The organism is uncultured Photobacterium sp. (assembly GCF_947502415.1).
GTDB lineage: Bacteria > Pseudomonadota > Gammaproteobacteria > Enterobacterales > Vibrionaceae > Photobacterium.
The window spans coordinates 253,160-279,051 of record NZ_CANMZV010000004.1 but is presented as its reverse complement, the minus strand read 5'-3'; the positions used below and the strand labels follow the sequence as shown (position 1 = coordinate 279,051).

The following is a 25,892-nucleotide window of genomic DNA, read 5'->3' as shown; positions in this document are numbered from 1 at the left end:
ATGCATGACAAGGTAATTGGCACATTCATTGAGCGTGAGTTCTACAGATGTTAGTTCAACAAGTTGGCGTCATGACCTAACTATGAGCTGTATGTGTTATTTCGAAAATATGATTTAGCTGAACATAGTGAATGTATAAATCGAGTGTTTTTGAAATGGATAGGGGAGCAATAGATACTGTTTCTGTTACATCTCCTTTTGCCGGAAAGCAGGAGTTAACCCAGATGAGTATTTATTTTATAGATGCTGTATTGGTTTTGCTTTGTAATTAAATTACAGATAGTGAAGTAAGAAGCATTAAAATGATTGCTTTTGTTGTTATATTACAACATGGCGTCTGGTGGTTACTGATTTGTTTTTCGGTTACAGTGCGCAAAAAATAAAATCATTAGTTATCTCGCTTGATTATTAGTAAGTATTTTGAAAATGATTGTTTCAAGTTTGTGCGCAATGAGTGGTGGTTATTTGCACGTTTTATTTCTTACATCTTTGTTTTAGAAGGTGTTGAAGCGAGAGTCATAACCTGTAATAAAGTGACTTATATGGATTGTGGCTTGTTTGTAACAAAAAGAGTCATAGGCATTATATTTTTCGGCTTTAAAATATCTTCCTTACAATAAAAAACCTTACAGGGAATTGCTTTTTTAAGACGTTCTGTAACGAAAAAATAAAACTAAAAACAGGGGAATTAATCCCAAGAAGCTACGTAACTTGTTATGTAACTATTTGATCTAATACATGGAGTGAAACATCATGACGTCCTTATTTTTATCCGTTATACCTATTGTCATCTTGATTTGGATGATGACAAAGAAAAACGGGTTACCTTCGCACATAGCGCTACCGATTACTGCTCTAATGGTGGGATCACTACAATTTTTTTACTTTGGCACAGACCTCACTTTAATCAACGCCAATATCATTGCTGGTATTCTTTCTGCTATTACCCCTATTTCTATTGTTGCTGGCGCTATTTTATTAAACCGGATGATCTTTCTTTCAGGCTCTGAAGATACCATTCGTTGCTGGCTTGAAGGGATCAGTCGAAACCAGGTTGCTCAGCTAATGATAATCGGTTGGGCCTTTGCATTCATGATTGAAGGTGCATCTGGGTTCGGTACCCCCGCTGCAATAGCTGCTCCTATTCTCGTTGGCTTAGGTTTTAACCCATTAAAAGTTGCCATGTTGGCGTTAGTTATGAACTCTGTACCTGTATCATTCGGTGCAGTGGGAACCCCAACTTGGTTCGGTTTTTCCAACCTAGGTTTAGATGATGCAGCTCTACTCGAAACAGGTAACATTTCTGCTCTAATTCATTTTGTGGCGGCATTTATCATTCCGCCAATGGCTCTGCGTTTTATCGTTAGCTGGAACGATATTCGTAAGAACTATCTGTTTGTGTTGATTAGTACCTTGTCATGTACTGTCCCTTACTTCCTACTTGCGCAATGGAATTATGAGTTCCCTGCACTGGTTGGAGGTGCTATCGGCTTGATTATTTCAGTTATTGTTGCGCGTTTCGGCCTGGGTTTAGTTGCAGAGCAGCGCTGTGTTACACAAGCTATTCCTGCTGGGAATGCCGCAGCTTTCGGTGACGTTACAGAAGTAAATATGGTAACGGGTGATTCACATTCGACAGCGAATCATTCATCAAAAAATGAAAGTAGCCAAAATCAAAAGGTGTCACTGACACAGATATTTAAAGCTATGACGCCTACGATTTTACTCATTGCGATTCTTATCGTAACTCGAATTAAGCAGTTCGGTATTAAGTCAATGCTGATTGACGGTACTGAAATATTTACTTTATCGCTTGGTCCGCTTGGTGATTTTAGCCTTAGTAAGGCACTTATTATTAAACTCAGCCATATTCTGGGAACCGATGTATCTTGGGCTTATAAAACTCTTTATGTACCAGCATTGATACCTTTCCTTCTTGTGGTATTGATTTCTATCCCACTGTTGAATTTGTCTGGAAATGTCGTTAAACAAATGTTTTCTGAAACAGCAAACCGAATCAAAATGCCATTTATCGCGCTGGTAGGGGCTTTAATTATGGTGAAGCTTATGATGACAGGAGGAGAAAATTCTCCCATCATGACAACAGGACAAGCCTTCTCTGATCTTATGGGGACAAGCTGGCAGTATGTAGGGGCGTACTTGGGTGCTCTTGGGGCATTTTTCTCTGGTTCTGCCACTGTGTCTAACCTGACTTTCGGTGCTATCCAGCAGACGATTGCAATGAATGTTGGGCTACCACAAACGACTATTTTAGCTTTGCAGTCAGTAGGTGGTGCTATGGGTAATATGGTGTGCATCAATAACATCATTGCTGTGTCAACAATATTAGGTATAGCTAATAAAGAAGGTTATATTATTAAGCGAACCGTTGTACCAATGATTGTTTACGGTATTGTGGCAGCAATAATGAGTACCGTGGTGTAAAAGTCATAATATCTTGCATGCCTAGCCCGGCGCACCGTTCTAAATATGGTGCGTTTCAAGAGTGATATTTACCATATTGCATTTCGGGGCTCTCGGTTTGACTTCGGGACGTGCTTCCATATAAGAGGCTCCAGCAGAAATGCTGGATCTTTTGTTTTTTACTCTAAATAACGATTTTGAATCAATATTGCTTCACGTCACCCGTTCACTCGATGGTGTTCATTAGTAACATTCATTTTGTAACACATAATCACAAGATGATTAAAAAACGAACGCCTTCGGTTGTTTTGGTCGTACGCACCAATAAGGATATACACGAGTTTATAAAGGGTCCTAAATAGAGGTGAAATGACGATGAAATGGAAGTTATCCGAAACTTGTAAATGTGTGGCATTACCACTTGCGTTAGCGCTAGGATGCAATGTTGTAGTCGCAAGCGAGCCTAGCGATTACTTTACAGGACAACACGATAAATTTAAGCAAACCAGCGGTAAAGTGGTGGCTAGTTATGTTGCCAATTGGGCAAACCCGGCGATAGTGGACAGTGTATATGGTAATAATTTAACGCATGTACTCTATGCATTTATGCATATTTGTGGGCCGGGACAAATAGCGAGCGTTAATGAAATCTGTAGTAAGAAAAATGATTTTGAACTTGCAGAAGATACAAACAGTATCGATAAAACCTTTGCTGCTAAATTTTCCGACCTGAAAAAACGCGCTCCCCATATCAAAGTGATCCCATCAGTTGGAGGATGGGGTGGATCGGCTCCGTTTGTCCCTATGACAGCCACGGCAGAGATTCGTCAGGTTTTTATTCAATCTGTTGTTGATTACTTAAAACGAAATCCAAGTTTCGATGGTATTGATATTGACTGGGAGTGGCCACAGAATCCGAAAGAGGGTGAAGCGTATGCTGACCTGATGATTGAAATGCGTAATGCGTTTGATTTGTTAGAGCAAGATACTGGCCGAAAATATCTGATCACATCAGCGATTGGCACTCACACCAATAATATACAAAATGTCAATTACGTACGTGCAGAGCCATATATGGACTACATCTTTATGATGACGTACGATTTTTTTGGTGCCTGGTCGAAAGCTAATATTGGTCATCACACGGCGTTGCAATTACATGAAAGTAACCTTGCAAAAGGGTATGGGCATAGTGGCGGTCAAGGTATAAAAAACATGCAGGATCTTGGTATTCCTGCTGAAAAATTGGTTTTGGGTGTAGCAATGTATGCTCGTGGCTGGGATGGTGTGACTCGTAGCCCTGAAGGTGCTGAGATAGGCGGCACAGCTACGGGGTTATTCCCTAAACCTGTTAACCCGTGGGACGAAGCTGGAGTGGCTATTTATAAACGTGTGGCCGCCGAGATTTTAGGTCCGGATGGTACAGGTATCAATGGCTTTGAAATACATTACGATCGTGATTGTGATTGTCATTATGCATGGCGAGAAAGTGACGGGGCATTTGTAGGTTTTGATCACCCGAAAGATGTGCAGAATAAAGGTCATTATGTCGTTGCTAATAATCTTGCTGGGGTATTTTCGTGGGAATATGGCCAGGATAATGGCGATATTTTGAATGCCATGAACCACGGTGTAGGCAATGTTCTGGAAGCTAATAAGTTTCCTGCGTGGGATGCTGAAACTGTATTTTATAAAGGTGATAAAGTCGTTTATCAGGGGGATTTGTACATTGCCAAATGGTGGACATTAAATAACGAACCAGGGAATGTTCATGGTCCTTGGAAGTTGTTATTAAATTAATTACCTGAAAACTCATTAAATGAATTAAGCCCAACATAAACAAGTGTTGGGCTGTTGAATGTTTATTATGGTTGGATTAAAGCGGTTGCATAAGTAATATTGATTCACGTCTGTGATTGATTGATCATTTTTTACATAAGAATGGATTGCTCAATATGTATAGCAATGATTTTTTGATGTTCTTATAAAGGTGTATTTGTTTTGCCACTATTATTGTTGAGATGGCTAAGATGCCGAAATGCTATTGATAGATTTATATGTTATATTGGCGGGTTATGGGTTGTTTTGAGGCAGTAGGAAGTGGTTAAGTTATTAAAATATAAGTATCAGTTAACCTGTTTATTTATCCTGCTCGTTTTGTTTTTTTTGGAGCTTGCTTTTTTTCCGATTATCACCCCATTGTTTCTACCTGATATCTTTTTTGATGGAGGTATGGCTCTTAGCTGTTTGTATCTGATGTTCCACGTTGAAGCTTTGAAAGAATCTCTCCTTGTTTACCGTATTATGTTGCTGGCTTCGACAGTAATGTTTATTGCTCATTTCTGGGATTTTTCTGATGAATTCACTTACCTTATGCAACCGTATGAGATATACGAAGATTTCCTTGAAACTGGTGGTTTTGTATTATTTTTATTAGGCAGTTCACTGTGGGTTAAGTTTCATACTAAGCAGTGTCAGTTGATGAGCCACCTGGCAGAAACCGACCCTTTAACTGGCGTATTAAACCGTCGAGCCTTAACGATGAGGGCTGATTCGATTTTAAATGGTTCAGCTCCTGACAATACACATGTTAGCGTCATTATCTTTGATATAGACCACTTCAAGCGTGTTAATGACAGTTACGGGCATCAGTTCGGTGATGTTGTATTGGTCCAGATAGTATCAGCAGTAAAGACGGTTCTGCGTAAGAATGACTACTTAGCTCGACTTGGTGGTGAGGAGTTTGTGCTGGTTCTTTTTGATGTTGATCTTCATGGTTCAAAACTGGTTGCGGAAAGAATTCGCCACTGTGTTGAGACTTTGACAATTAGTCATGAGGGCCAGGATGTGGCATGTACGGTAAGCCTTGGTTTGGCTATAAGTTGTGAAGCTGAGTTAGGTATTGTCGAAAAGTTAATAGGGCAAGCAGATAAGGCATTGTATGAAGCTAAGGGGCAAGGCCGAAATTGTTGGCGAGCTGCCAGTGAGTGTAGCCACGCACGTATTTATATGTAGTTGTTTTGATGATTTATATAGCCAAGCCTGAGTGGTTCGGCTTTTCCCTGTGATATCGCCACCGCCTGTAAGTTCTAGCGACGACATTGGGTAAAAATGTCCAGAGCTGCGTTATAGGGCTGGGTTTTTACATCCATAATGGCTAGCATCGAATGGAAAATATTATCCTGAGAGTAGCTGTTATTTTTCTCTCTGGATTTCTGTAGTACCAACATTTCGATATGGTTAGGGGGTGATAAATTCTGCAGAGATTTTTGATTCAGCTAGCTCAATTAGACATGGCTTGTTTTTTCGATAATACCTTTATATTTAAACCTTTCCAGTTATTGTTACTAATTTAAGCAATAATAAGATTTGCTTTGATATTTAGCCATAAAACCATTCCGCGCTAACAATTCTTAATGTTAAGAATTGAACCTTTGTAACTTGCACTATCTTAGTTGTATTTTCTTGCTGTTATAAAAGTGTCCAGCAGTAACTTTAAGCGCTTTCTAGAAAATGTTGTTACTTCCTAGTGAGATATAATGAGCACTAGTGGTAGGAATAGGAAAATAGTATTAGGGGAAAATTTGTTTTTTTAACCGGTACAACATTATTAAATTAGTCAGCATATTTAAATTTGCATGGATGAGAGCTGTTTCGAACTTCATGGTTGAATCTGCTGGCAAAGCGGAGTGGTTATGATGAGATGTCAATTTGACTACCGAAGGAAAGTTTTTGTTATTTTTAGTTTTCTGATTTTTTTCTTTTTGTTGGCCAGTAGCGCTAATGTTTATTCGGGCCAGAGGAATTTGGAAGACGTATATTCTAGTATTCGCATTTTTCCGGATAACTACGAACTGTCAGCATCTAATAGGGAACAATGTGTTCGCGCTCGCGCAGGTTTAAATAGTCTGACTTGTACGGCCAATGATGTTCAGTTGGCGGAAATTACTTTACCTCAGGGAGCGCCATCGACTTGTAAAGCTGGTCAGACTGTAAACCAGAAGCTCAACTTTAAGGTCAAGTCTACAGCTAATATTCGCTATAACTTTGCGTTTTATACCACAACCAATCCTTTGGCTAATCCGTTAGATGGTGTTGAAGGTGATCGCAACAATGAGTGTCTTATTTGGGTTGGTGAGATAGGCAATGATGCAACGTCTCTAAATTCGCAATCAGCTAATGGTGATCTATGTGCTGATGTGACGAAATCTAAGGATGCTGTGTATCAAGAAGAAAACGTAACTTTTGTTTGTCAGGATACAGACGGAGATAGTTTCGTCGATTTAGACTATTGTGCAACTTGGGATCAAAATGATGATAGCCTTTGCAGCACAAGTGATGGGATTCAGACCGGATTATTACCCACTCCAGGAGCTCCATCAAAATGTAACTGTGAAACCGTTACGATTCCTGTCAAAGTTTTACCCAGTGAGCCTGTATTGGAAAAATCCGTTAACGGTGTTTCTTCACGGTTAGAATCAGATATTTTTGCCGGGCAGGATACATTTAGTTTTGATTTACATGTAACCAATCCTAATACCAACACATCCTTGGTTATTACTGAACTAGTTGAGAAATTCGGTGGTACAGAGTTTTATATTTCAAGTGACCTTTCAACTGTAAGTGTGATTAATGAAGACCAGGTGGTTTTGAGCGGGGCTGTTGATAATGACGGAACTTGTTTGGCATCAGGTTCTGAGATTATTGCACCGGGAGCCACTTATACCTGCACTGTAACTTTTCGTTGGAAGAGTCTGTCCTTGACTGATACTGATACATTAACAAGCGAAGTTCGTGAAGATAAGGTTAATGAATTTGGTGTCCATTGGCGGTTTGATAATACATCTGCGCAATACTTTGGCCCATCTAATGCGGTTACGGTCAGTATCATAGATGTTCCGCCAATCCTAACCGTATCAAAATCAGCATCACCAACGTCTATCCTTGAAACAGGAGTCAGTGATTTTGACTACGTTGACTACAAGGTGACTTTTACGAATGAATCGGGATGGGATGAAATACACATCAAAGATACGGATATCAATGATTCTATACAGGAAATGAATAGCGGTGCTGCGCCAATCCCGTTAGGTTATACGGGATGTGCTACTGGTGGTTTGTATTACAACAGCCATTCTGAGTGTAACTATGGGGTTAATATTGGAGCTCTTTATTCGAATATTAACGCTGGTGATGTTTATAAAAATACAATTACGGCTATCCCGACTGATGAAGAAGGAACGCCGGGTGATTTAACAACAGCGGTAGCCAGTATCAATGTCGACAATGTTAATCCTATTGTTAGCCTGAAAAAGTATGTGAGGGCTGGTTTGGCTCCTGATGTGAGTCCTTTGGATCCTGTTAGTTATCATGATACGTCGACAAGTGTGGGGGAATATCAGCTGGCCGATTTGTCTCAGGCTCCAGTGGTGACTTTTTTGTTTGTGGTTAGCAATAATAGTTTTGAACCCTTTGAAATTAAGGATTTTATTGATTTTGCACAGGCAGATGTATTTGGGCTTACGGCTCCTAGCCAGGTATTTGATAGTAATATTGCTGATACCTCGCCAGTCGCTGATACTTGTTCAAACTTGATTGGTACAACGGTCTCTGTTGGTGACTCTGCTGCTTGTACGATATCTTTCAAGGTTAAAGGGGATGACGACGAATCAGTCGATAACATTGCCTGGGTTCTGGTTGCGGATGGAGAGCAGGGTGCGGATGGTAGCGTTGGGGAGGGATTTGACACCGATGATGCAATGGTTTTGTTTAGTTCGGTTGCTAATAATATGGAACTAAGCTTGAATCTGTCTGCAACAATACAAGTCTCGGTTACTGGGGCCGTTGGTAATGTCGAACAGCTTAGCTTTGAACCCGATTCAGACTTTATTGTATTAGTTCCGAACTCTGATCAGAATGCACCTGAGACGAATATAGAAGTACCATTATTTAGTGGGATATTTAATGATTTCACGGTTGAAAATATTGATTGCGCTAGCACGTCAATTGCTCCGAGTGAGAATTACCGTTGTTCCTTTGCGGTTACGCCAAAAGGGGAATTTAGTGTTGCTGAGGGGTTGAAGGTTCTCAATGATACACTGAAGGTGAAATGTCGGGATGATGATGGAGTTGAACAGGAACTTTCAACGAAAATTATGGTATTAGCTGAGTAATTTATAGTAAGAAACAAAAAGCCAACAGTATCGCTGTTGGCTTTATCTTGTATTGATTGATGGTTTATCAGGCTGATTCGCAGGACATATTTGCTTGCTTGCTGCGCTCTTGCTGCATTTTAGCAAGGAAGTAAATATTGACGCATGCGATAAATCCGTTAGTAACCACAACCGGAAAAGCATCAATCATGAAGCCATAAGTTGTGAATAGTACACAGCCAATAAAGTTTAGAATACGAAGCCATACGATGTCTTTCATCATTAGTGATATTGCTACCATTAGTGATGATGCATAACCCACCATTTCAACCATGTTGAAATCCATATTGATACCCTCTAGTTTTGCCAATCACTCATCATGAGCGTGTTATCAATCGAGTGATTGATAGAAAGGGGAGATTCCTTGCCCCGAGTGGTCTTTGTATAAATTATGTTGAAACTATAACAACGGCTAATGATGAGTTGAACAGTTAATTTTAGGGAAAGGGATCGTTATCGATTACGCAAACGTTTGGTGGGGTAGTTGTTACTTATCGTGATCGAGTTTGTAACAGTGAGTGATGATACTGGTTTCCTATGGGTTAATATGTGTTTTATTGCTATTCAGTTGTGAATTCGCTTGTTGATGAGTGGCTAATAAAGATTGATAGTGCAATTGGGTTGGTTAGTGTCAGTAAAATGCGGGTCTAAATTCAAGCTTACTCATTCTGATTTTGCATAGGCCGGATTATTATTCAATTTGGTATTAGGAAGGGGATAAATATCTGCACTGATGATATTGGTGCCTGGTGTTGATGGTATTTAGAAAAAAGAAAGAAAGCACAGAGGCTTTCTTTCTTGTTATGGCAATTGCGCTTAATTTGTGTCTTACTTGTGTTGTGCTTGTTCCACTTTTGGTTTCAGTGGTTGATCACCGATAGTGGTTTTCCCTGGGCAGATTTTCCTGACCGGGCATTTCGGACAACCCCAAATTGCGGCGTAGGGACACAAAGCCATTTCCTTATTTTTTTTTGCCATTAGCTTTCCTCGTTAGCTACTCACAGTGCTCGGGCCTTAATTGCGGCCTCTCAATTCTGATATTAGTACACGCTGAGTAATTTTATCCTGGAGATTTTTAGGATTATCCAAGCCTATACGTTTCAGAAGTGTTTCAGTGTGCTGATCTGGCTTAGGTGCTGTAAGTGCATGTAGGATAGATTGAATTTTTCCTGCTGGTGTTGCTGTTTTCACTTTCAGCGATTTTAGAGCTTTACCAAGCTGAAGTTCTTCATCTGTAAAGCTACAGCCAAACGGGAATGGTCCAAAAATATTTTGTTCCGTATATTTCTTGTAAGTTGCTTTGATTGCCTCAGGGGTATTATTACCAAACTCAACTGGAATTGTGTAATCCTTGGCAACTTTACCGGCGGCTTTTGCCTGCTCAAGCAGTTGTTGTTGGAATCGTGAGTCGGAAATTTTGATCAACTCGGTGTAAACCACATGATCTGGTTTACCGCGTAAATCAGCAATACCGTATTCCGTAACAACAATGTCTCTTAGCTGGCGTGGGACCGTTGTATGGCCGTAATTAAATTTGATGTTTGACTCAAGCTTACCTTTGCGGAATGAACAGCTGCGTAACGTAATAATTGAGCGCGAATCACTCATCTGGTGTGATTGCGCTACAAAGTTGTACTGACCACCGACACCACTAACAACCTGACCATTTTCTAGTGCATCAGAAATAACCGAACCATTGAGTGTGACCATCATGGCTGAGTTAATAAAGCGTGCGTACTTACGTTGTGACTGTTTAAGTTGCTGGCTGCCCAGGAAGTGGTCATAGAGATCATTGACATAGTTTACACTCGTCATGCAGAACTTTTTATGATCTTCTGGTGACATAGTCCTAAGCGCTTCATAGAAGTCTTTCGGACCGATGAAGAAGGCACCATGCATAACCACACCACCAACCAGTTTATCACCCAGGCAGTGCTTGGTGATTAACTCTAGAGCTTCGCTGTTCGCAAGATCGGCTGGGATTGTTTGCTCGTCTATTTCTAGCTGACCTTCAGTATATTTCACCGCAGGTTTGATAATACCAAAGCGTTTCAGATAGGTTACATCTTCACTGGTGAGTTGTTTTTGAATTACACCGTGCTCTAATAGGGCAAGCAGGGTTGAAACAGAGACATCAGTCGTAATCTTCTTCTTGTTTAGCAGAGTTTGAATGGTGAGGTCTTCAAAAACTTCACGTTTCAAGATCCCGGCTTGGTAGAGATGGACGAAACCATCAACCATGAGCTCACTACATCCGTACAAGCCTTCTTCAAAGGTATTTGTTCCACCGACAGTTCGGGTAACAGGGAACCTCTCATCAACTTTCAGCTCTTTAAGTAGTTTGTTATACGTATCGTTATGTTGATGACGCATTAAAGCACTGTAAATCAAAGCACTACTTAGTGAGCCGATACCAACCTGAAGTGTGCCGCCATCTTTGATCAATGAACTGGCGTAGAAGCCGATCATATGATCTTCGGCAGAGATGCTGGCTTGTGGAGCAGCAAACAGTTCATAGTCTTTGTGATCCGGCTTTAGATTACCATCTAGTACGAAGTCAAACATGTTAGCTGGAATTTCGGCATGATTTTCCATAAATGGCATGTTGCTATTTACTTCGCCAACGACAGCAAATGGATGACCTTGAGCTTTGAGCTTGTCAACTTCCGGGATCATATCCAGAGCCAGATCCGAGTTACTGCACAAGCTATAGGTTGTTACACCGTCAACTGTCCGTGAAGCAACGAGTTGGGTAATGACATTGACACCTTTATCAAATAAGTCACGTGCTGCATGGGTGTAGTTGGTACTGGTATAGTTTTGCTGTTGCGGGCTATTAAGGAAACTGCCGGCTTTAAAGAAAAACTCACTAATTGTGATATTATCTGGTACAGCTCCTTTACGCAGATCCATGACGTAATCAATATCTGGTACATCTGCAAATTCACGTTCAACAAACGGTTTGAGGAAGTTCTTTTCAAGCTGGCTTTTACCGACAGGTTTTTCCAGCGTAATACCGGTTTCAATGCGAAGGTTAATGCTCGGGTCTGCTTTGGCCCGTTGGTAAAGTGCATTGATGAAGGTAACTGATTTACCTATTGCTAACGGTGCCCCGAGAACAACGTTTTTTCCTACAACGTTTAAGACGTGATCGACAAGATCTTCAGCATCAGCAACAACGGTTGCTGGTGGCTTGGCTTGTGCTGCTGCATCTTCTTTTGTTGGGGTTGTAGTAAGATTTGTATCAACTAACTCTAATACTGACATTTCGCATTCCTTGTTCGATGTTTATTATTGGAGGCAGATTCTTATTATTTTTGTAATATTCTTCCCCTTAAAGGTAGAGTGTTCACTCTATTTTTCTAACTTGATGATTGTTTTATTTCAATAAATTGAACTTAGTCACATCGGCCGTATTTTTTATAATTTTCTATCATTTAGGTTGAGGATTCTAAATCCCATTGATGAGGCTTCTATTGATAACTAAATTATTGAAATTAATGATGATTAAATGCCGGCATGTAATGTGATATTAATGTGCTGTAAAAAAATAAAAGATTAGAAAGAATGATCTAATTCCAATTGTTACGCTTTGGCCCAGTTATAGGTTTAATTTCAACCTCTAATAAGAAATTGATAGGAAATTAGTTATGATCAATCCAGTGAAAATGATTGGAAATATTAAATCTGTGAGCCATATGGGTGAAACATCAGTCAGAACTGTTATCTTGGCAGGCCTAGGTGCCTATAGTAAAGGTATCGAACAGTTTGGTATGGCTCAGCATTTAGCGACTAAACGTTTTAATGACTTGGTAGTGAAAGGTGAAGCTGTTGAAGCTGAAACAGTTCAGCGAGTTATGGATACTAAGTCTGTAATTATGGGACGCGCAGAATCTCAGTTTAATCGCACTTTAAATAAGACCTGTGGTGTTGATCGTGATCGCCTTACTAATTTTGAGGTGAAGATTGATCAATTGCAAAAAGCCATAGATGAACTGGCACAAAAGGATAAGTAATAAAACTTCACTATTGTTTTAGGTCCACTGATTATTGTTTGAGGCAGATTGGCCCCAAAGCAAGTTAGATAAAGGAAAATCATATGCCAAGTTTGTCTCTTCTTGACTTCAGTTTTATTGTATTCGAAACAGCCAAAACACCAATGCATGTGACGGGATTGGTGATTTTGGATCCGCCAGAAGAACAGGCGGCGACGTTTGCTCAGGATCTTTACGGACACTTCCTGCAGCAAACTGAAACTGTTCCGCCATTTAACTGGAAGTTGAATTGGTCGTTAACCGGAAAGCCTCGTTGGGATACCAAATCCCAGGTAAACCTAGAGGATCATCTGCGTATCACAATGCTACCGTCGCCGGGATCTGAAAAACAACTTCAGCAGGTTGTCGGTCGTTTGCACAGCCAGGTGTTGGATCGTAGCCGTCCAATGTGGGAGTTGTGGGTAATCGGTGGACTTGAAAATAATCGTGTTGCGCTGGTGATGAAGATCCATCACTCGATGGCTGACGGTGTACGTGCTGCAACTCTGTTCACCCGTTCATGTGCGAATAATATTGAAGATTCTTTCGGTAAGCCATTCTGGCAGTGTGATTTGCGTAAGAGCGCTTCTCAGCGCAGAGCAGAAACGCACCTGACTGATATGGTAACGAAAACAGTGATGGCGGCTTCAAAACAAATATCGTTGATCCCGTCCATGTTCAGGCTGGGCAGTAAGCTGGCGCTGAAAGCTGTTAAATTAGCCGATTGCGATCTCAAAGTACCGTTCACGGCCCCTAAAACACCATTTAACCTGAGCCCTAAGCGAAGCCGTGCAGTGAGTTTAGGCCAGTTTTCAATTACCGAATTGAAGCATATCAGCCGGATCACCGGTGCTTCGATGAATGATGTCCTGTTTACGGTCAGTGATATTGCGTTGAATCGTTATCTTAATGATCGGGCAATCCCGCTTTGTAAGCCGCTGGTTGCAATGATGCCGATTAACTTGCGTAAGAAGAATGATGTGGCGGCTAAGGGCAATAAGATGTCTGTTGGGCATGTAGAGCTTGGCAAGCCCTTATTGACTCCATTAGAGCGTCTTGAAGCTATTGAGCATGCAACACAGGATCTTAAGCGTGAAGCGTTGAATATTTCACCTGATGCATATGTGAACTATTCAATGGTTGTTAACGGGGTTTCGTTGATTGGCGGTAAATTCGGTTTGAATAATTTTATTCCGCCAGCAAGTAACTTACTGATATCAAATGTTCCTGGTGCAAAAGAGAAGCTCTTTTACATGGGGGCGAAGGTGCAGGAGCAGTATCCAGTCTCGTTATTGATGCCTGGTCAGACACTGAATATCACTTTCTTTAGTAATGCCGACACCATGTACTATTCACTTGTTGCCTGTAATCAATCATTACCTGGTTTTGAGGTTATTGCCGATTATATGGTTGAAGCATTGGAAGAGCTTAAGTATGAAGTGATGGATGCCGCGGCGTCAGCGGTAGCAGATCAGTTAGAATACCGTGAGGATGAGACGTTGGCTGTCGAAACTGCCGTCGAGGCCGCGAATGGCTCCTTAACGCCGGAAGACGAAGAATTCGAACGTTTATTTACAGAAAAGCAGAAGAAAGTTGAACAACTGGAAAAACAGTTAGCTAGGTTGACTGACATGCTGTCAGTGACGGTTGAGGTAAATCCTAACCAGTCAGCAAAAAACCAGGATGAGCTAGAAACTCAGGAAAAAGCAGCAGCAAATATTCATTAATATAAAACGATACTTAATAAGTTAATAAGTTAATAAGTAATAAGTAATAAAGCCACGCAACGCGCTGTTGCGTGGCTTTTTGTTGTGCTCTATTTGTGTGCTCTTAAATGCGGTGAAGCTTTACCTGAAATAGAAGCAAATTATGGTATTGAATTAAATGGAACACAGCTTGTTGTGACTGAAGTACTCCCGAAGAGCGGTGAACCGTTGCTGTGTTACTTGATTTTGATGGGGGCAAAGACAGCTACAATAAGTGCCTTGTCTGAGCCTTTTCATTCTTGCAGATAGGCCAGATTATTCAGTTTGGTATACAGGGTCGTTGATAGGATTGACGTTGCGCTCTTGGAGGAGCCTTTGGAAGATGCGGAAAAAAGGCCTTACTAAACTAAAAAAGGCCGCAATCGCGGCCCTTCATGGTTAATGCTTGCAAATTATGCGTAAGCTGCAGTTAGCTCGGCAACTTTGTCTACATACTGCTGCATTGCAGTTTCTGCATCCATGCCTTTCAAGCCTTCCCATGCTTCGTATTTAGCAGCGCCTTTGAAATCAAACATGCCAGGGCGTTTACCGTGAACATCACCTTCAGTTGCTTGCTTGTACAGAGAATATAGAGCCAGCAATTCGTCGTTAGAAGGGCGCTTAGTTAGTTGTTTAACGTCTACTTGTGCTTGTTCAAAAGTTGCTTTTAGATCAGCCATGATTTTTCCTTAATAAATAATCCTAACCAACACTGGTGTGTGGTTTTTTTATAAATGAATGCCTTTCAGCAGTGCAGAGAATGCAATGAGCTCTGCCGAAGAGGCTTTTTCGCTTCTTGCTTCTTTCCCTTGCTCGCTTTCCTTCGAGTCAGGGAACATTCGGAATGAGCTATTCATGATAATTTCAGCCAGTTTAGGGAATAGTGCATGAACCAATTGGCCAAAGATCCCTAAGTTGGTAGCAATACGCTTTGGTTTATCAATGATAGCGGTTGCCAGCATATCTGCCGCTTCATCTGGTGTTAGTGTCGGCACTGACTGGTAAATTTTAGTCGGTGCGATCATTGGAGTTCTAACCAGCGGCATGTTGATGGTAGTAAAGTTTACGTTTACATCAGAGTATTCTGACGCTGCGCAACGGGTGAAGGCATCCAGTGCAGCTTTTGATGCCACATAGGCCGAGAAGCGTGGCGCATTAGTCAGAACACCAATAGATGAGATGTTAATAACGTGACCACCGCCATTGGCTTCCATTGAAGGAAGAAGACCCAGAGTCAGCTTCAGTGAACCAAAATAGTTCAGTTGCATTGTGCGCTCAAAGTCATGGAAGCGGTCAATTGAGTTAGCGATTGAGCGGCGGATCGAGCGACCAGCGTTGTTGATCAGAATGTCTACCCGACCGTGATTTTCTAGCACATCTTCCGTTAGTTTCTCAATTTGCTCTATAGCAGAAAGATCACATTGGTAGGTGTGGGCGATACCACCGCGCTTCTCTACCTCCAGTTTAGTGTGGGCCAGTTTCTCCTCATCACGTGCAACCAGGATCATCTCACCGCCATTCTCTGCTAGCTTGAACGCGGTTGCCTGTCCGATACCAGAGCTTGCACCGGTGATCAAAATGATCTTGTCTTTCACGCGGCCAGCTAAGCTGCGATCGCCTGAAATCTCCGGATCCAGCGTACGTTCCCAGTAATCCCAAATTGCAGGAGCATAAGTTGGCAGGCGAGGACATTCAATGCCTGAGCCTTTAAGTGCTTTTTGTGTTTCACGGCAGTCAAAATCAGTCGGGTATGCGAAAAATTGTAAGGCTGAAGATGGAATGCCGAGATCTTTCATTGTGACATCAGCAATTTGCTTGATAGTCGGTAATGAAAGGATAGCGTTGCGAACCTGGTTAGGAATGAAGCTAAATAGCCTTGTATCAAAGCGTACAGCCATGCGAGGGGCGTGACCGGCTTCGGCAAAGATATTCAGTACTTCACCGGAACGGTAAGGCTTAGGATCGGTCAGATGGAAGCATTGGCCGTCCAGTTCGTTTTTGTGGGCAATGTGATCCAATGCATCGGTGACGAAGTCAACCGGTACAATATTCAGGAATCCGCCTTCGAGACCAATAGTTGGCATCCATGCTGGTAAGACATTACGGATGCGCTGGAGCATCTTGAAGAAGTAATAAGGACCGTCGACGCGATCGGCAACTCCTGTTTTAGAGTCACCCACAACCATACCTGGGCGGTAGATGCGGAATGGCACGGTACATTTTTCGCGGACTACTTTTTCAGATAAATGTTTGGTCGAGAAGTAAGGGTGATCCAGATTTTCAGCTTCCTCGAACATATCTTCGCGGAAGTGACCTTCATACAGGCCTGCGGAAGCAATCGAGCTGATATGGTGGAAACAGCCAGCATTCAGCAATGCCGCACCGTCAACAGCGTTTTGAGTACCTTCAATATTGACAGCTTCCTGCACTTTGGCAGACGCTTTGAGGTCATAGATCGCAGCAAGATGGAAGAAGTGAGAGATATTGCCTTTGAGGGTCGCTATATCTGATTCAGATAACCCTAAGCCTTCTTCAGTCAGGTTACCTTGAACCGCTGTTAAACGGCCTTTTGGAATATTGTGCTCTTCCTGATAGGCAGCCAAGCGGTCTCGCGCTAGCTTGTCGTGACAGAGTACATAGATGTTACCCTCTCGCTTTAATAAACGGGTGATAAGGTTACGGCCTAGGAAGCCTGTACCACCTGTCAAAAAATATGCCATTCTCTCTCCTTAATGTAACTACAACACTTTTCATATTCCTTAGGGAAATATAAGTTACACTGGTCAGAGTTCTTGTCTTTAATTAAAAGTGAAAATTATTATGTAGATCACCTTTTTATTTAATATAAATTGGTTTTTAAAAATTATTTTAGGTGGATTGATTTAATTTAGATAAAAATAACCTATCATTTTAAAGGGTATATATAAATAAATTTAATGACTGGGTTATAAATAAGTTGGCTGGCAAAACATCACAATTAACTTGAGAGGATGTTATGTACGATTTCATAATTGTGGGGGCAGGTTCTGCGGGGTGTGTCCTTGCAAATAGATTGTCTTCTAATCCGAATATTAAAGTTTGCTTGGTTGAAGCCGGACCAAAAGATTCAAGTGTAATGGTTCATGTGCCACTAGGCATCATTGGCATGATGCATTCTAAAAAAATGAACTGGCGCTATTACACTGAAAATGAATCCAACTTAAATAACCGAAAATTGTTTTGGCCACGAGGTAAAACCCTGGGTGGCAGCAGTGCGTCCAATGCAATGTGCTATATTCGCGGCCATGCCTGTGATTATGATGAGTGGGCAGCCCTCGGTAATGAGGGGTGGAGCTATCAAGATGTATTACCATACTTTAAGAAATCTCAGCATCAGGAGCGGGGGACTGATGATTACCATGGTGGTGATGGCCCACTCTATGTTTCTGATTTAAAAATAAGAAATCCTCTTTCAGAAGCTTTTATCAAAGCAGCTAAGCAGGCTGGGCATAAGCATGTTCAGGACTTTAATGGAGCAGAGCAGGAAGGTATTGGCTACTATCAGGTTACCCAAAAGAATGGTCAACGCTGTAGTTCCGCTGTGGGATATTTAAGGCCAGCTGAGCATCGGGATAACCTTACGATTATTACTGATGCACTTACCACAAAGTTGCTTTTTGATGGTACAAAAGCCACGGGAATAGAGTATCGAAAGAAAGGGAAAACGCAAACATTAGAGTGTAGTAGGGAGGTATTGTTGAGCGGCGGGGCAATTAATAGTCCTCAGTTGCTATTGCTTTCTGGTGTCGGTGGGAAAGAGCAGCTGACTCAACACGGCATTCCTATTGTCTGTGATTTGCCAGGAGTTGGTGAGAACTTACAGGATCACTTGGATGTGCTGGCTGTAACCCGTGAACGGACATTTTACTCGGTCGGTTTTTCACCGGTTGCCTTGCTGAGATCACTCAAGGGGCTTGTTGACTATATCTTGTTCAGGAAAGGAAATTTCACCAGTAATATTGCCGAGGCTGGTGGTTTTGTCAAGACGTCGCCAGATCAGGCTGCGCCAGATGTTCAGTTCCATTTTTCTCCTTGTTTTCTGGATAATCATGGCTTGAATTTGTGGCAAACCATCAGACATGGCTATTCTCTTCATGCCTGTAACCTTCGTCCTAAAAGTCGTGGTCGTCTGACCCTTCGGGATCGTGACCCGCTCAATCCGCCTTTGATTAACCCTAATTATCTTGAAAATGAAGAAGATATCGGCGTTATGCTGAAGGCTGTTAAGTTGTCTCGAGAGATACTCAAACAATCTGCTTTTGACCGTTTCCGCGGACAGGAAGTTTATCCTGGCAAGGATCTCCAAACTGATGAGCAGCTTGAGGCGTTTATTCGGCGCAAGGCAGAATCGATCTACCATCCGGTAGGCACTTGTAAGATGGGGGTTGATGAGCAGGCGGTGGTTGATCCTCGTTTAAAAGTGAAGGGAATTACAGGCTTGCGGGTTGTAGACGCTTCTATTATGCCGACTTTAATTGGGGGGAATACGAACGCTCCGACAATAATGATTGCAGAGAAGGCGTCGGATATGATTCTGGAGGATTATTTAAAAAAGTCCGTTACAGATAAACAGGTATCTATGGATATTTCATAATATGTAATACATAAATATTCAGGCTGTTTATATCAGCCTGAATTATTTTAAAGTTAGAATGCTTTTTCTAATTTTTAGTGTCATACTTGCTTTGCATTTATTTTAAATAATTTACCTTTCTCATCTGTATATAAATAATAACCTGCTTACTCACACATAAAATAATAAATCTGATATTTCTTAAACCGGAATCGCTTGATTTAATTTCCCTGCTAATCAATGATGGATATCGAAAATGGCTTAACAAAGGTTGATGTATGATTTCTAGGAATAACCTAAGTCAGAAACTTCAGACCCTTATGGGAGAACTTTCATCGAAGGTGGCTGAGAACCGAGTCGTTGCGAAAGAGAAGCTTAGTGATTTTATCGAGAATGGCTTGCCGCCAGTTCAGAGTGAAGCTGTTATCGCAACGTTGAACGGTATATTAGGTGATTACCTGGTTCAGCGAAACAGTCGCTTTAGACAAGAAATGGTTTTTCGGGATCAGAAACAAACGTTGAGTCTTGACGCTGTTGTTTTGAATCAACAGTTGCCAGAGTATACCGAACGTATTGTGTTGTGTGTGCATGGCTGGTGTATGAATGATGTGCAGTGGAAATGGAAAGATCATGACCACGGACGTAGCCTGGCGAAATATGGCTATACCCCGGTATATCTGCGTTATAACACTGGCCAGCACATTTCCGTTAATGGTGAGTCGTTTGCGTTAATGCTGGAGCAGCTAATTTCAGCATGGCCATGCCAGGTCAGAGAGCTGGTTATTATCGGTCATAGCATGGGAGGCCTGGTAACCAGAAGTGCTTGTTATTACGCGCAACAGCATCAGCTTGATTGGCTATCGACTTTACGAACCTTTATTACTCTTGGTACACCACATAATGGTGCGCCTCTGGCCCAACTTGCCTGCTGGATAGATGACAGAGTCGCCGAAGCTCCTTATCTGAAGATGTTGAATAAGTTGTCCGAAATCCGAAGCAGCGGTACCAAGGATCTCAGCAAAGGGTTTATTCAGCATACCGATTGGCAATCAGCAAATGATAATGACACTGGGTTGCCCGAACGCCCAATGTTACCGGCAGGTGTAATGTGCTGTGCTATAGCTAGTTGCCTGGGCCATAACCTTAAAGATGATAATAACCATCGCTTAGGTGACGGGTTAGTGCCTGTTTCTAGTGCCCTTGGTGAGTCGACTGATGAGTTGCCGTCATTGAATTACCCAGAGGAAAATACGTGGGTTGGCGTTGGAATTAACCACTTGGATTTGTTAACCCATCCGCAAGTAACAGGAAAGTTGGAACAGTGGGTACTCACCAATACGCTAGACGTTCCTGACGTGTTGCCTAAAACCTGAATGCAGTGACGCCCCATTTATCGGGGCGTTTTTGTATCTGTTGTCTGGAACCGCTGGCGATCTTGAATGATTATCTGGTTATTGTTATATATGAAAAGTCACATATACTGACAGTTGTTGTAATTCTTTGAGATCAGCATGAAGAAGCGAATTTTATTTCTTTGTACGGGTAACTCCGCCCGATCACAGTTAGCAGAAGCTCTGATGCGCCATATGGCTGCGGACTGTTACGAGGTAGTAAGTGCCGGTATGAAGCCGGAAGAAGTTGATCAGCGTGTTTATCAGGTGCTGGAAGAGCAGGGTGTCTGTGCCGATAACCTGCACAGTCAATCTGCAGCCGATCTACAAGATCAGCATTTTGATGTTGTGATCACTCTGTGTGATAAAGCCAGCAATGAGTGCGCTTTGTTTGCTGATTCCGATGCGCTGATCCATTGGGATTTTAAAGATCCTAAGCCACTTGATGGCATGCAAGGGTTTCAAGATACCTTTGAAGGCCTGCAAGCACGTATAGCCCTGTTTCTTATGCTGAACGGCGAGGAGCAGTCTGATGTTCTAGGCCCTGTTGAGTTGTTTAAGATCATGAGTGATCCCCTCAGGCTCAGGATTTTAATGTTGATTGAAGATGAGCAGGCTATGACGGTAGGTGATTTGACCAAAGTACTGGAAGTCAGTCAGCCAAAAGTTTCTCGTCACCTTGCCTTGCTCCGTGATGGTGGTGTTTTGCAGGATCAGCGGGAAGGTTTATGGATTTTCTATCGGTTAGCGGAATCACTACCAGCGTGGATCCGCCATACGCTGGCGACGGTAAGAACCGGTAACCCGGGGATGATTAATAAAGAGAAGCTTAAAATCAGCCAGCTGACGGATCGAAAGAAGCCGGGATTCAGCCAAAAAGCGAACTCTCAGTTAACGGTATAGCACCCCAAATTTGAGATAAGTTTTTATTTAATATACAGGAAAGTAATATGTCACAAACGCACCCATTCTGGACGCTACCATTGGTTGGTGGCGCTAAATTGTTGCTTACACCATGCCCGGGTACCAAAGAGACTGATTTACATCATTCATTGCTTCAGCTTAAAGAGGCCGGTGCAACTGCGGTATTAACGGCGTTAGAACCCGGTGATTTACCGGGCGGTGGTCTCCAGCTGCTGGCAGATGCTTGTGCTGGGTTGGGTATGCAATGGTTCCACCTGCCTATTGAAGATGATTGTGCGCCGGGCGAACTCTTTGATGCAAACTGGCCGGATGCTAATAAGGCGGCGCAAGAAATGTTGGATGAAGGTAAAGCCTTGGCTGTTCACTGTATGGGCGGATCTGGTCGTACCGGATTGATTGCGGCTCGTATCATGCTTGAGCGTGGCGAATCTCTTGATTCGGCAATTGAAAAAATTCAGGCATTGCGCCCTGGGGCATTTACCCGACAAGCTCATATTGATTACATCCAGAAGTTTAAAAAAGACTAAGTTAAATATGATCTTAGCTTCCTTAAAATAGTCAAAGCGTCTATTTAGTTTCAAGTTACTTAGAGCCTCACATAACGTGGGGTTTTTTGTATGAATAAAATTCTGGCATCAGTGATTCAACCTTGCTATATATGCCTTGCCATATATATGGTCGTTCGGATATATTGTCAGCTATAGTATTCGTAGGATGTTAGAGAAGGAAAGTAGCAATGGCTGTGAAAGTAGGTATCAATGGTTTTGGACGTATAGGTCGCCTTGCACTGCGCGCTGCGTATGATTGGCCTGAAATCGAATTTGTGCAGATTAATGACGTTGCTGGTGATGCCCATACGCTTGCGCACTTGTTGGAATTTGATTCCGTTCAGGGGCGTTGGAACCATGAAGTGAAATCTGGCAATGGTACAATTGCTATTGGAGATCATGAGATCCGTTGTAGCCAAAAGCGAGATATTGACTCGGTCGATTGGTCTGGCTGCGATGTTGTACTTGAAGCGACAGGCGTTCACCGTAAAACGACCTTTCTTCAAAAATACCTGGATCAGGGGGTGAAGCGCGTGGTTGTTTCGGCGCCAGTGAAGGAAGAAGGTGTTCTGAATGTTGTTGTTGGTGTAAATGATGATTTATTTGATGCCAAGAAGCATCGCATTGTGACAGCGGCGTCATGCACGACGAACTGCATAGCTCCGATTGTGAAAGTGATCCATGAGAAATTAGGGGTTGAGCAGTCCTCCTTTACGACAATTCATGATTTAACGAATACCCAGACGATTCTGGATGCACCACATAAAGATTTGCGTCGCGCTCGTGCATGCGGAATGAGTTTGATCCCAACGACAACCGGTTCAGCCACAGCAATTGTTGAAATCTTTCCCGAGTTAAAAGACAAGATTAACGGTCATGCAGTTCGTGTACCGTTGGCAAATGCATCACTGACCGACATTATCTTTGATGTTAGCCGCGATACCACGACAGAAGAGGTGAATGCATTACTAAAAGAGGCCGCAGAAGGTGAGCTTGCCGGTGTTCTTGGTTATGAGCAGCGCCCATTGGTGTCGATTGATTACAAAGGTGACCAACGTTCAACCGTTGTTGATGCAATGTCAACCATGGTAGTAAATGACCGCATGGTGAAGGTTTATGCCTGGTATGATAATGAAATGGGCTATGCGACCCGAACTTCGGAGCTCATCCGAAAAGTAGGTTTGGCATAGCACTGTTATTTGTGAATTTATTGTTTTATGTCCAGCCGGTCTCTTTTTGCTGGCTGGCCAGCTAGTCGTATTAATTAAGAAATACATAAGAAAGAGAATTTTGCATGATTGCCGCTTTTTCCGCGTTATCTAAAGATGTGCGCCAATATATGTTGGTGACGTTTAATTACTGGAACTTTACGGTAACAGATGGTGCGCTGAGGATGCTGGTGGTGCTGCATTTCCACCAGCTGGGCTATACGCCGTTGCAGATAGCATCGCTGTTTTTGTTTTACGAGTTTTTTGGTGTTGTCACTAACCTGGTTGGTGGCTGGCTTGGTGCCAAGTTGGGGCTGAACCGAACAATGAATATTGGCCTCGGGATGCAGGTATTTGCCTTGTTGATGCTGGCTGTTCCATCTGCTTACCTGACAGTGCCATGGGTGATGTTGGCACAGGCCTTATCGGGGATTGCAAAAGACCTGAATAAGATGAGTGCAAAAAGTGCGATTAAGACTCTGGTTCCGGGGGATCAGCAAGGCGCACTATATAAATGGATTGCAATTCTGACCGGTTCTAAAAACGCTTTGAAAGGCGCCGGGTTCTTTGTTGGTGGTATTTTACTGGCAACTATCGGCTTTAAAGCGGCGGTTATTGTGATGGCGGTTGTCTTGATCGTTGTCCTTGCAATGAGTTTGCTGTGGCTGGAAAAGGGAATGGGTAAAGCCAAAAAGAAAGTAAAGTTTACTCATCTGTTTTCCAAGAGTGACAGTATTAATATTTTGTCTGCCGCGCGGATGTTTTTGTTTGGGGCCCGTGATGTCTGGTTTGTTGTTGCTTTACCAATCTATTTGGGACAAGTTTTCGGCTGGGATCATACATGGGTCGGCGGTTTCCTGGCTCTTTGGGTGATCGGTTATGGCTTTGTGCAGGGGATTGCTCCGCGGATCACTGGCAAGGCGAAAGGCATTGTTCCTGATGGTAAGGCGGCACTGGGCTGGTCTGGTTTACTCTCGATGATTACAGCATTGGTTGCTTTAGGTGTGCAGGTTGGTATACAACCAGAGCTTACCATTGTCGCCGGTTTATTGATTTTTGGTGCTGTGTTTGCCGTAAATTCATCGTTGCATTCGTATTTAATCGTTAGTTATGCAAAAGATGACGGTGTGTCGCTTGATGTCGGTTTTTATTATATGGCCAATGCGATGGGGCGATTGATCGGAACTATCCTATCAGGATGGATTTACCAAATGGCCGGGCTGTCAGCCTGTTTATGGGTATCCTTTGCTTTTCTGCTGATCACAACCATCATTTCTATTCGACTACCTGCTCATCCTAAAGCTCAAATTGTGAGTTAAGTTGATTTTTCACAAGCAGTAGTAGCCATCGTTTATGACTGATTTACTTTCTGGCTGTAGTATCAAACTGAACAACAATCTGCTCCAATCAGAGTGTTTCAGCCGTTCGAGAGCAATCTAAATTGATGAAGATGCAGGCTGGGGCTAGTATCGAGCGGCTGAAACGCTCCCGAAGGGCGAGTTTATTATTCAGTTTGCTATAAACATGGCTGCGCAACGCTTGATGAAGGCGATGCACCTTCGTTTCCTTCATAAACTTCTTTGTTTTCTGCTGATTGTAAAAATTGCTTCGACGCCGTGTTATCCCGGTTGGTATTATAGACGTTCGATTTATCAGTTGGTTATGGCGGGAAGCACTATGCAGGCAATTTGTTTTGATTTTGATGGGACGTTAGTTGATTCAGAGGTATTTCATGCCCAAAATTGGTCGGATTATCTGGCACAAAATGAAGTGGAAATCCCATCAGATCTGTTTTTGCGTGATTATGCCGGTGTAACTTGGATAAAAGTAGCGCAAGATCTGAAAGACCGTTTTTCCCTAAAGCCGACAGTTGAGCAGATCCTTGAACAGATGGTCGAAATAACTCACGATGCTTTGATGAAGGGAACAATACCGGCTAAAGATGGTGTTGATACCATGCTGCGAGATCTCCATGGTAGCCTTCCTCTTGCTGTCGTCACTGGAGCTCCCCGAGAATATGTCGAAGGGATTTTACAACGCCATGGCTGGCTTGATTTGTTTGAGCATGTGTTTTGTGGTGAAGACGTTAAGAACAATAAGCCGGAACCGGATATTTATCAATTGGCTTGCAAAACACTTGGTTATTGCACTTCGCGGGTGATTGCTATCGAAGATAGCCTTACCGGCATGCAATCTGCAACTTCGGCTGGTTTGAAAGTGGTACTGGTTAACGAGGAAGAAAATAACTGGCATGTAATGCCAGACTATCATTTTTCTTCAATTATGGATGCCCATCCAGTCGTTGCTGGCTTGCTAAATAGTAAGCGGGAATTGAATGAAAAACATGTTGCTGATGTAAACCAGTAATTACGTGGTATAGAATAGGAATGTTGACCGACTAACAGGCTATATTATGCAAAATGATGAGATCATGACTGGCGATATGCTGGTGGAAACGGTAGAAAATCAGCTGGCTGAAGGTAATCCGATTAAGGTCAAAGAGACGTTGATGCGGTTAATGATGACCGGTACTCCAAGAGAAGAAGCAATTCAAATGATTGCCTGTGCTTTGTCTGTTGAGGTTTTTGATGTAGTGAAAAATGAAGGTTCTTTTGACCTTAAGCGCTATGCAGAAAACTTGAATGCGTTACCAGAAATGCCTTGGGAGTATGAGGACTAAACAGTAATCTGTTTTGACTGTTTTTATGAAAAGCCGCTTACGCGGCTTTTTTTGTGCCAATTTTTACGCCTTTGAGTAAACATAGTAGTGATTAGTGTTTGTTTTTTGTGTCGG

At 42.4% G+C, this 25,892-nt stretch carries 19 protein-coding genes; 14 read left to right on the top strand and 5 right to left on the bottom strand.

Annotated features, from left to right (window positions below; genetic code table 11):
• Positions 1-753 precede the first annotated feature (753 nt).
• The 4 genes from Q0852_RS06600 (at position 754) to Q0852_RS06585 (ending at position 8,597) form a co-directional block, all read left to right on the top strand.
• Positions 754-2,445 carry an L-lactate permease gene (locus tag Q0852_RS06600; RefSeq protein ID WP_299015585.1) on the top strand — a complete coding sequence of 564 codons (1,692 nt, stop codon included), beginning with the start codon at positions 754-756 and terminating at the stop codon, positions 2,443-2,445.
• Positions 2,446-2,799: 354 nt separating this feature from the next.
• On the top strand, positions 2,800-4,224 hold the full coding sequence (locus Q0852_RS06595; protein ID WP_299015582.1) for a glycosyl hydrolase family 18 protein: 1,425 nt from the start codon (positions 2,800-2,802) through the stop codon (positions 4,222-4,224).
• 300 nt (positions 4,225-4,524) lie between these two features.
• Complete coding sequence (locus tag Q0852_RS06590) at positions 4,525-5,439, top strand: GGDEF domain-containing protein (protein ID WP_299015579.1); 915 nt, start codon at positions 4,525-4,527, stop codon at positions 5,437-5,439.
• A 680-nt stretch (positions 5,440-6,119) separates the two neighbouring features.
• Positions 6,120-8,597 carry a hypothetical protein gene (locus Q0852_RS06585; RefSeq protein ID WP_299015576.1) on the top strand — a complete coding sequence of 826 codons (2,478 nt, stop codon included), beginning with the start codon at positions 6,120-6,122 and terminating at the stop codon, positions 8,595-8,597.
• A 67-nt stretch (positions 8,598-8,664) separates the two neighbouring features.
• Here the strand turns inward: Q0852_RS06585 and Q0852_RS06580 are convergent, their stop codons facing one another.
• The 3 genes from Q0852_RS06580 to Q0852_RS06570 form a co-directional block, all read right to left on the bottom strand.
• Positions 8,665-8,922, bottom strand: a complete 258-nt coding sequence (locus tag Q0852_RS06580; RefSeq protein ID WP_299015623.1) for a hypothetical protein — start codon at positions 8,920-8,922, stop codon at positions 8,665-8,667.
• Positions 8,923-9,464: 542 nt separating this feature from the next.
• Positions 9,465-9,614 carry a hypothetical protein gene (locus Q0852_RS06575; RefSeq protein WP_299015573.1) on the bottom strand — a complete coding sequence of 50 codons (150 nt, stop codon included), beginning with the start codon at positions 9,612-9,614 and terminating at the stop codon, positions 9,465-9,467.
• Positions 9,615-9,650: 36 nt separating this feature from the next.
• Positions 9,651-11,903, bottom strand: a complete 2,253-nt coding sequence (locus Q0852_RS06570; RefSeq protein ID WP_299015571.1) for an acetyl-CoA hydrolase/transferase C-terminal domain-containing protein — start codon at positions 11,901-11,903, stop codon at positions 9,651-9,653.
• A gap of 383 nt (positions 11,904-12,286) precedes the next feature.
• Here Q0852_RS06570 and Q0852_RS06565 point away from each other — a divergent pair, with 383 nt between their 5' ends.
• Entirely contained in the window at positions 12,287-12,652 is a 366-nt protein-coding gene (locus Q0852_RS06565) for a hypothetical protein (RefSeq protein WP_299015568.1), read from the top strand.
• 83 nt (positions 12,653-12,735) lie between these two features.
• Positions 12,736-14,397: a wax ester/triacylglycerol synthase family O-acyltransferase gene (locus Q0852_RS06560; RefSeq protein WP_299015565.1), complete on the top strand. Its 1,662-nt coding sequence runs from the start codon at positions 12,736-12,738 to the stop codon at positions 14,395-14,397.
• Between the two features lie 431 nt (positions 14,398-14,828).
• Here the strand turns inward: Q0852_RS06560 and Q0852_RS06555 are convergent, their stop codons facing one another.
• Both Q0852_RS06555 and Q0852_RS06550 read right to left on the bottom strand, forming a co-directional pair.
• On the bottom strand, positions 14,829-15,095 hold the full coding sequence (locus Q0852_RS06555) for an acyl-CoA-binding protein (protein ID WP_299015563.1): 267 nt from the start codon (positions 15,093-15,095) through the stop codon (positions 14,829-14,831).
• A gap of 48 nt (positions 15,096-15,143) precedes the next feature.
• Entirely contained in the window at positions 15,144-17,135 is a 1,992-nt protein-coding gene (locus tag Q0852_RS06550) for an SDR family oxidoreductase (protein ID WP_299015561.1), read from the bottom strand.
• 275 nt (positions 17,136-17,410) lie between these two features.
• On the opposite strand from Q0852_RS06550, the gene Q0852_RS06545 reads away from it, so the two are divergent.
• The 8 genes from Q0852_RS06545 (at position 17,411) to Q0852_RS06510 (ending at position 25,778) form a co-directional block, all read left to right on the top strand.
• Positions 17,411-19,048, top strand: coding sequence for a GMC family oxidoreductase (locus Q0852_RS06545; RefSeq protein ID WP_299015558.1), 1,638 nt, complete (start codon positions 17,411-17,413; stop codon positions 19,046-19,048).
• Between the two features lie 257 nt (positions 19,049-19,305).
• Positions 19,306-20,400, top strand: coding sequence for an alpha/beta hydrolase (locus Q0852_RS06540; protein WP_299015555.1), 1,095 nt, complete (start codon positions 19,306-19,308; stop codon positions 20,398-20,400).
• A gap of 138 nt (positions 20,401-20,538) precedes the next feature.
• Positions 20,539-21,321, top strand: coding sequence for a metalloregulator ArsR/SmtB family transcription factor (locus Q0852_RS06535; RefSeq protein ID WP_299015552.1), 783 nt, complete (start codon positions 20,539-20,541; stop codon positions 21,319-21,321).
• A gap of 47 nt (positions 21,322-21,368) precedes the next feature.
• Positions 21,369-21,869 (top strand): phosphatase, encoded by a 501-nt coding sequence (locus Q0852_RS06530; RefSeq protein ID WP_299015550.1) that lies wholly within the window; start codon positions 21,369-21,371, stop codon positions 21,867-21,869.
• 209 nt (positions 21,870-22,078) lie between these two features.
• Positions 22,079-23,080, top strand: a complete 1,002-nt coding sequence (locus Q0852_RS06525; RefSeq protein ID WP_299015548.1) for an ArsJ-associated glyceraldehyde-3-phosphate dehydrogenase — start codon at positions 22,079-22,081, stop codon at positions 23,078-23,080.
• 104 nt (positions 23,081-23,184) lie between these two features.
• Positions 23,185-24,417, top strand: a complete 1,233-nt coding sequence (arsJ, locus tag Q0852_RS06520; RefSeq protein ID WP_299015545.1) for an organoarsenical effux MFS transporter ArsJ — start codon at positions 23,185-23,187, stop codon at positions 24,415-24,417.
• Between the two features lie 205 nt (positions 24,418-24,622).
• On the top strand, positions 24,623-25,465 hold the full coding sequence (locus Q0852_RS06515; RefSeq protein ID WP_299015542.1) for an HAD family phosphatase: 843 nt from the start codon (positions 24,623-24,625) through the stop codon (positions 25,463-25,465).
• A gap of 46 nt (positions 25,466-25,511) precedes the next feature.
• Positions 25,512-25,778, top strand: a complete 267-nt coding sequence (locus Q0852_RS06510) for a hypothetical protein (protein WP_299015539.1) — start codon at positions 25,512-25,514, stop codon at positions 25,776-25,778.
• The last annotated feature ends 114 nt before the right edge of the window (positions 25,779-25,892 follow it).

Excerpts from the sequence above, each read along its gene's own strand:
- Q0852_RS06600 (WP_299015585.1), top strand. The coding sequence starts at position 754 with ATGACGTCCTTATTTTTATCCGTTATACCTATTGTCATCTTGATTTGG.
- Q0852_RS06595 (WP_299015582.1), top strand. The coding sequence starts at position 2,800 with ATGAAATGGAAGTTATCCGAAACTTGTAAATGTGTGGCATTACCACTT.
- Q0852_RS06585 (WP_299015576.1), top strand. The coding sequence starts at position 6,120 with ATGATGAGATGTCAATTTGACTACCGAAGGAAAGTTTTTGTTATTTTT.
- Q0852_RS06580 (WP_299015623.1), bottom strand. The coding sequence starts at position 8,922 with ATGGATTTCAACATGGTTGAAATGGTGGGTTATGCATCATCACTAATG.
- Q0852_RS06575 (WP_299015573.1), bottom strand. The coding sequence starts at position 9,614 with ATGGCAAAAAAAAATAAGGAAATGGCTTTGTGTCCCTACGCCGCAATT.
- Q0852_RS06570 (WP_299015571.1), bottom strand. The coding sequence starts at position 11,903 with ATGTCAGTATTAGAGTTAGTTGATACAAATCTTACTACAACCCCAACA.
- Q0852_RS06565 (WP_299015568.1), top strand. The coding sequence starts at position 12,287 with ATGATCAATCCAGTGAAAATGATTGGAAATATTAAATCTGTGAGCCAT.
- Q0852_RS06560 (WP_299015565.1), top strand. The coding sequence starts at position 12,736 with ATGCCAAGTTTGTCTCTTCTTGACTTCAGTTTTATTGTATTCGAAACA.
- Q0852_RS06555 (WP_299015563.1), bottom strand. The coding sequence starts at position 15,095 with ATGGCTGATCTAAAAGCAACTTTTGAACAAGCACAAGTAGACGTTAAA.
- Q0852_RS06550 (WP_299015561.1), bottom strand. The coding sequence starts at position 17,135 with ATGGCATATTTTTTGACAGGTGGTACAGGCTTCCTAGGCCGTAACCTT.
- Q0852_RS06545 (WP_299015558.1), top strand. The coding sequence starts at position 17,411 with ATGTACGATTTCATAATTGTGGGGGCAGGTTCTGCGGGGTGTGTCCTT.
- Q0852_RS06540 (WP_299015555.1), top strand. The coding sequence starts at position 19,306 with ATGATTTCTAGGAATAACCTAAGTCAGAAACTTCAGACCCTTATGGGA.
- Q0852_RS06535 (WP_299015552.1), top strand. The coding sequence starts at position 20,539 with ATGAAGAAGCGAATTTTATTTCTTTGTACGGGTAACTCCGCCCGATCA.
- Q0852_RS06530 (WP_299015550.1), top strand. The coding sequence starts at position 21,369 with ATGTCACAAACGCACCCATTCTGGACGCTACCATTGGTTGGTGGCGCT.
- Q0852_RS06525 (WP_299015548.1), top strand. The coding sequence starts at position 22,079 with ATGGCTGTGAAAGTAGGTATCAATGGTTTTGGACGTATAGGTCGCCTT.
- arsJ (WP_299015545.1), top strand. The coding sequence starts at position 23,185 with ATGATTGCCGCTTTTTCCGCGTTATCTAAAGATGTGCGCCAATATATG.
- Q0852_RS06515 (WP_299015542.1), top strand. The coding sequence starts at position 24,623 with ATGGCTGCGCAACGCTTGATGAAGGCGATGCACCTTCGTTTCCTTCAT.
- Q0852_RS06510 (WP_299015539.1), top strand. The coding sequence starts at position 25,512 with ATGCAAAATGATGAGATCATGACTGGCGATATGCTGGTGGAAACGGTA.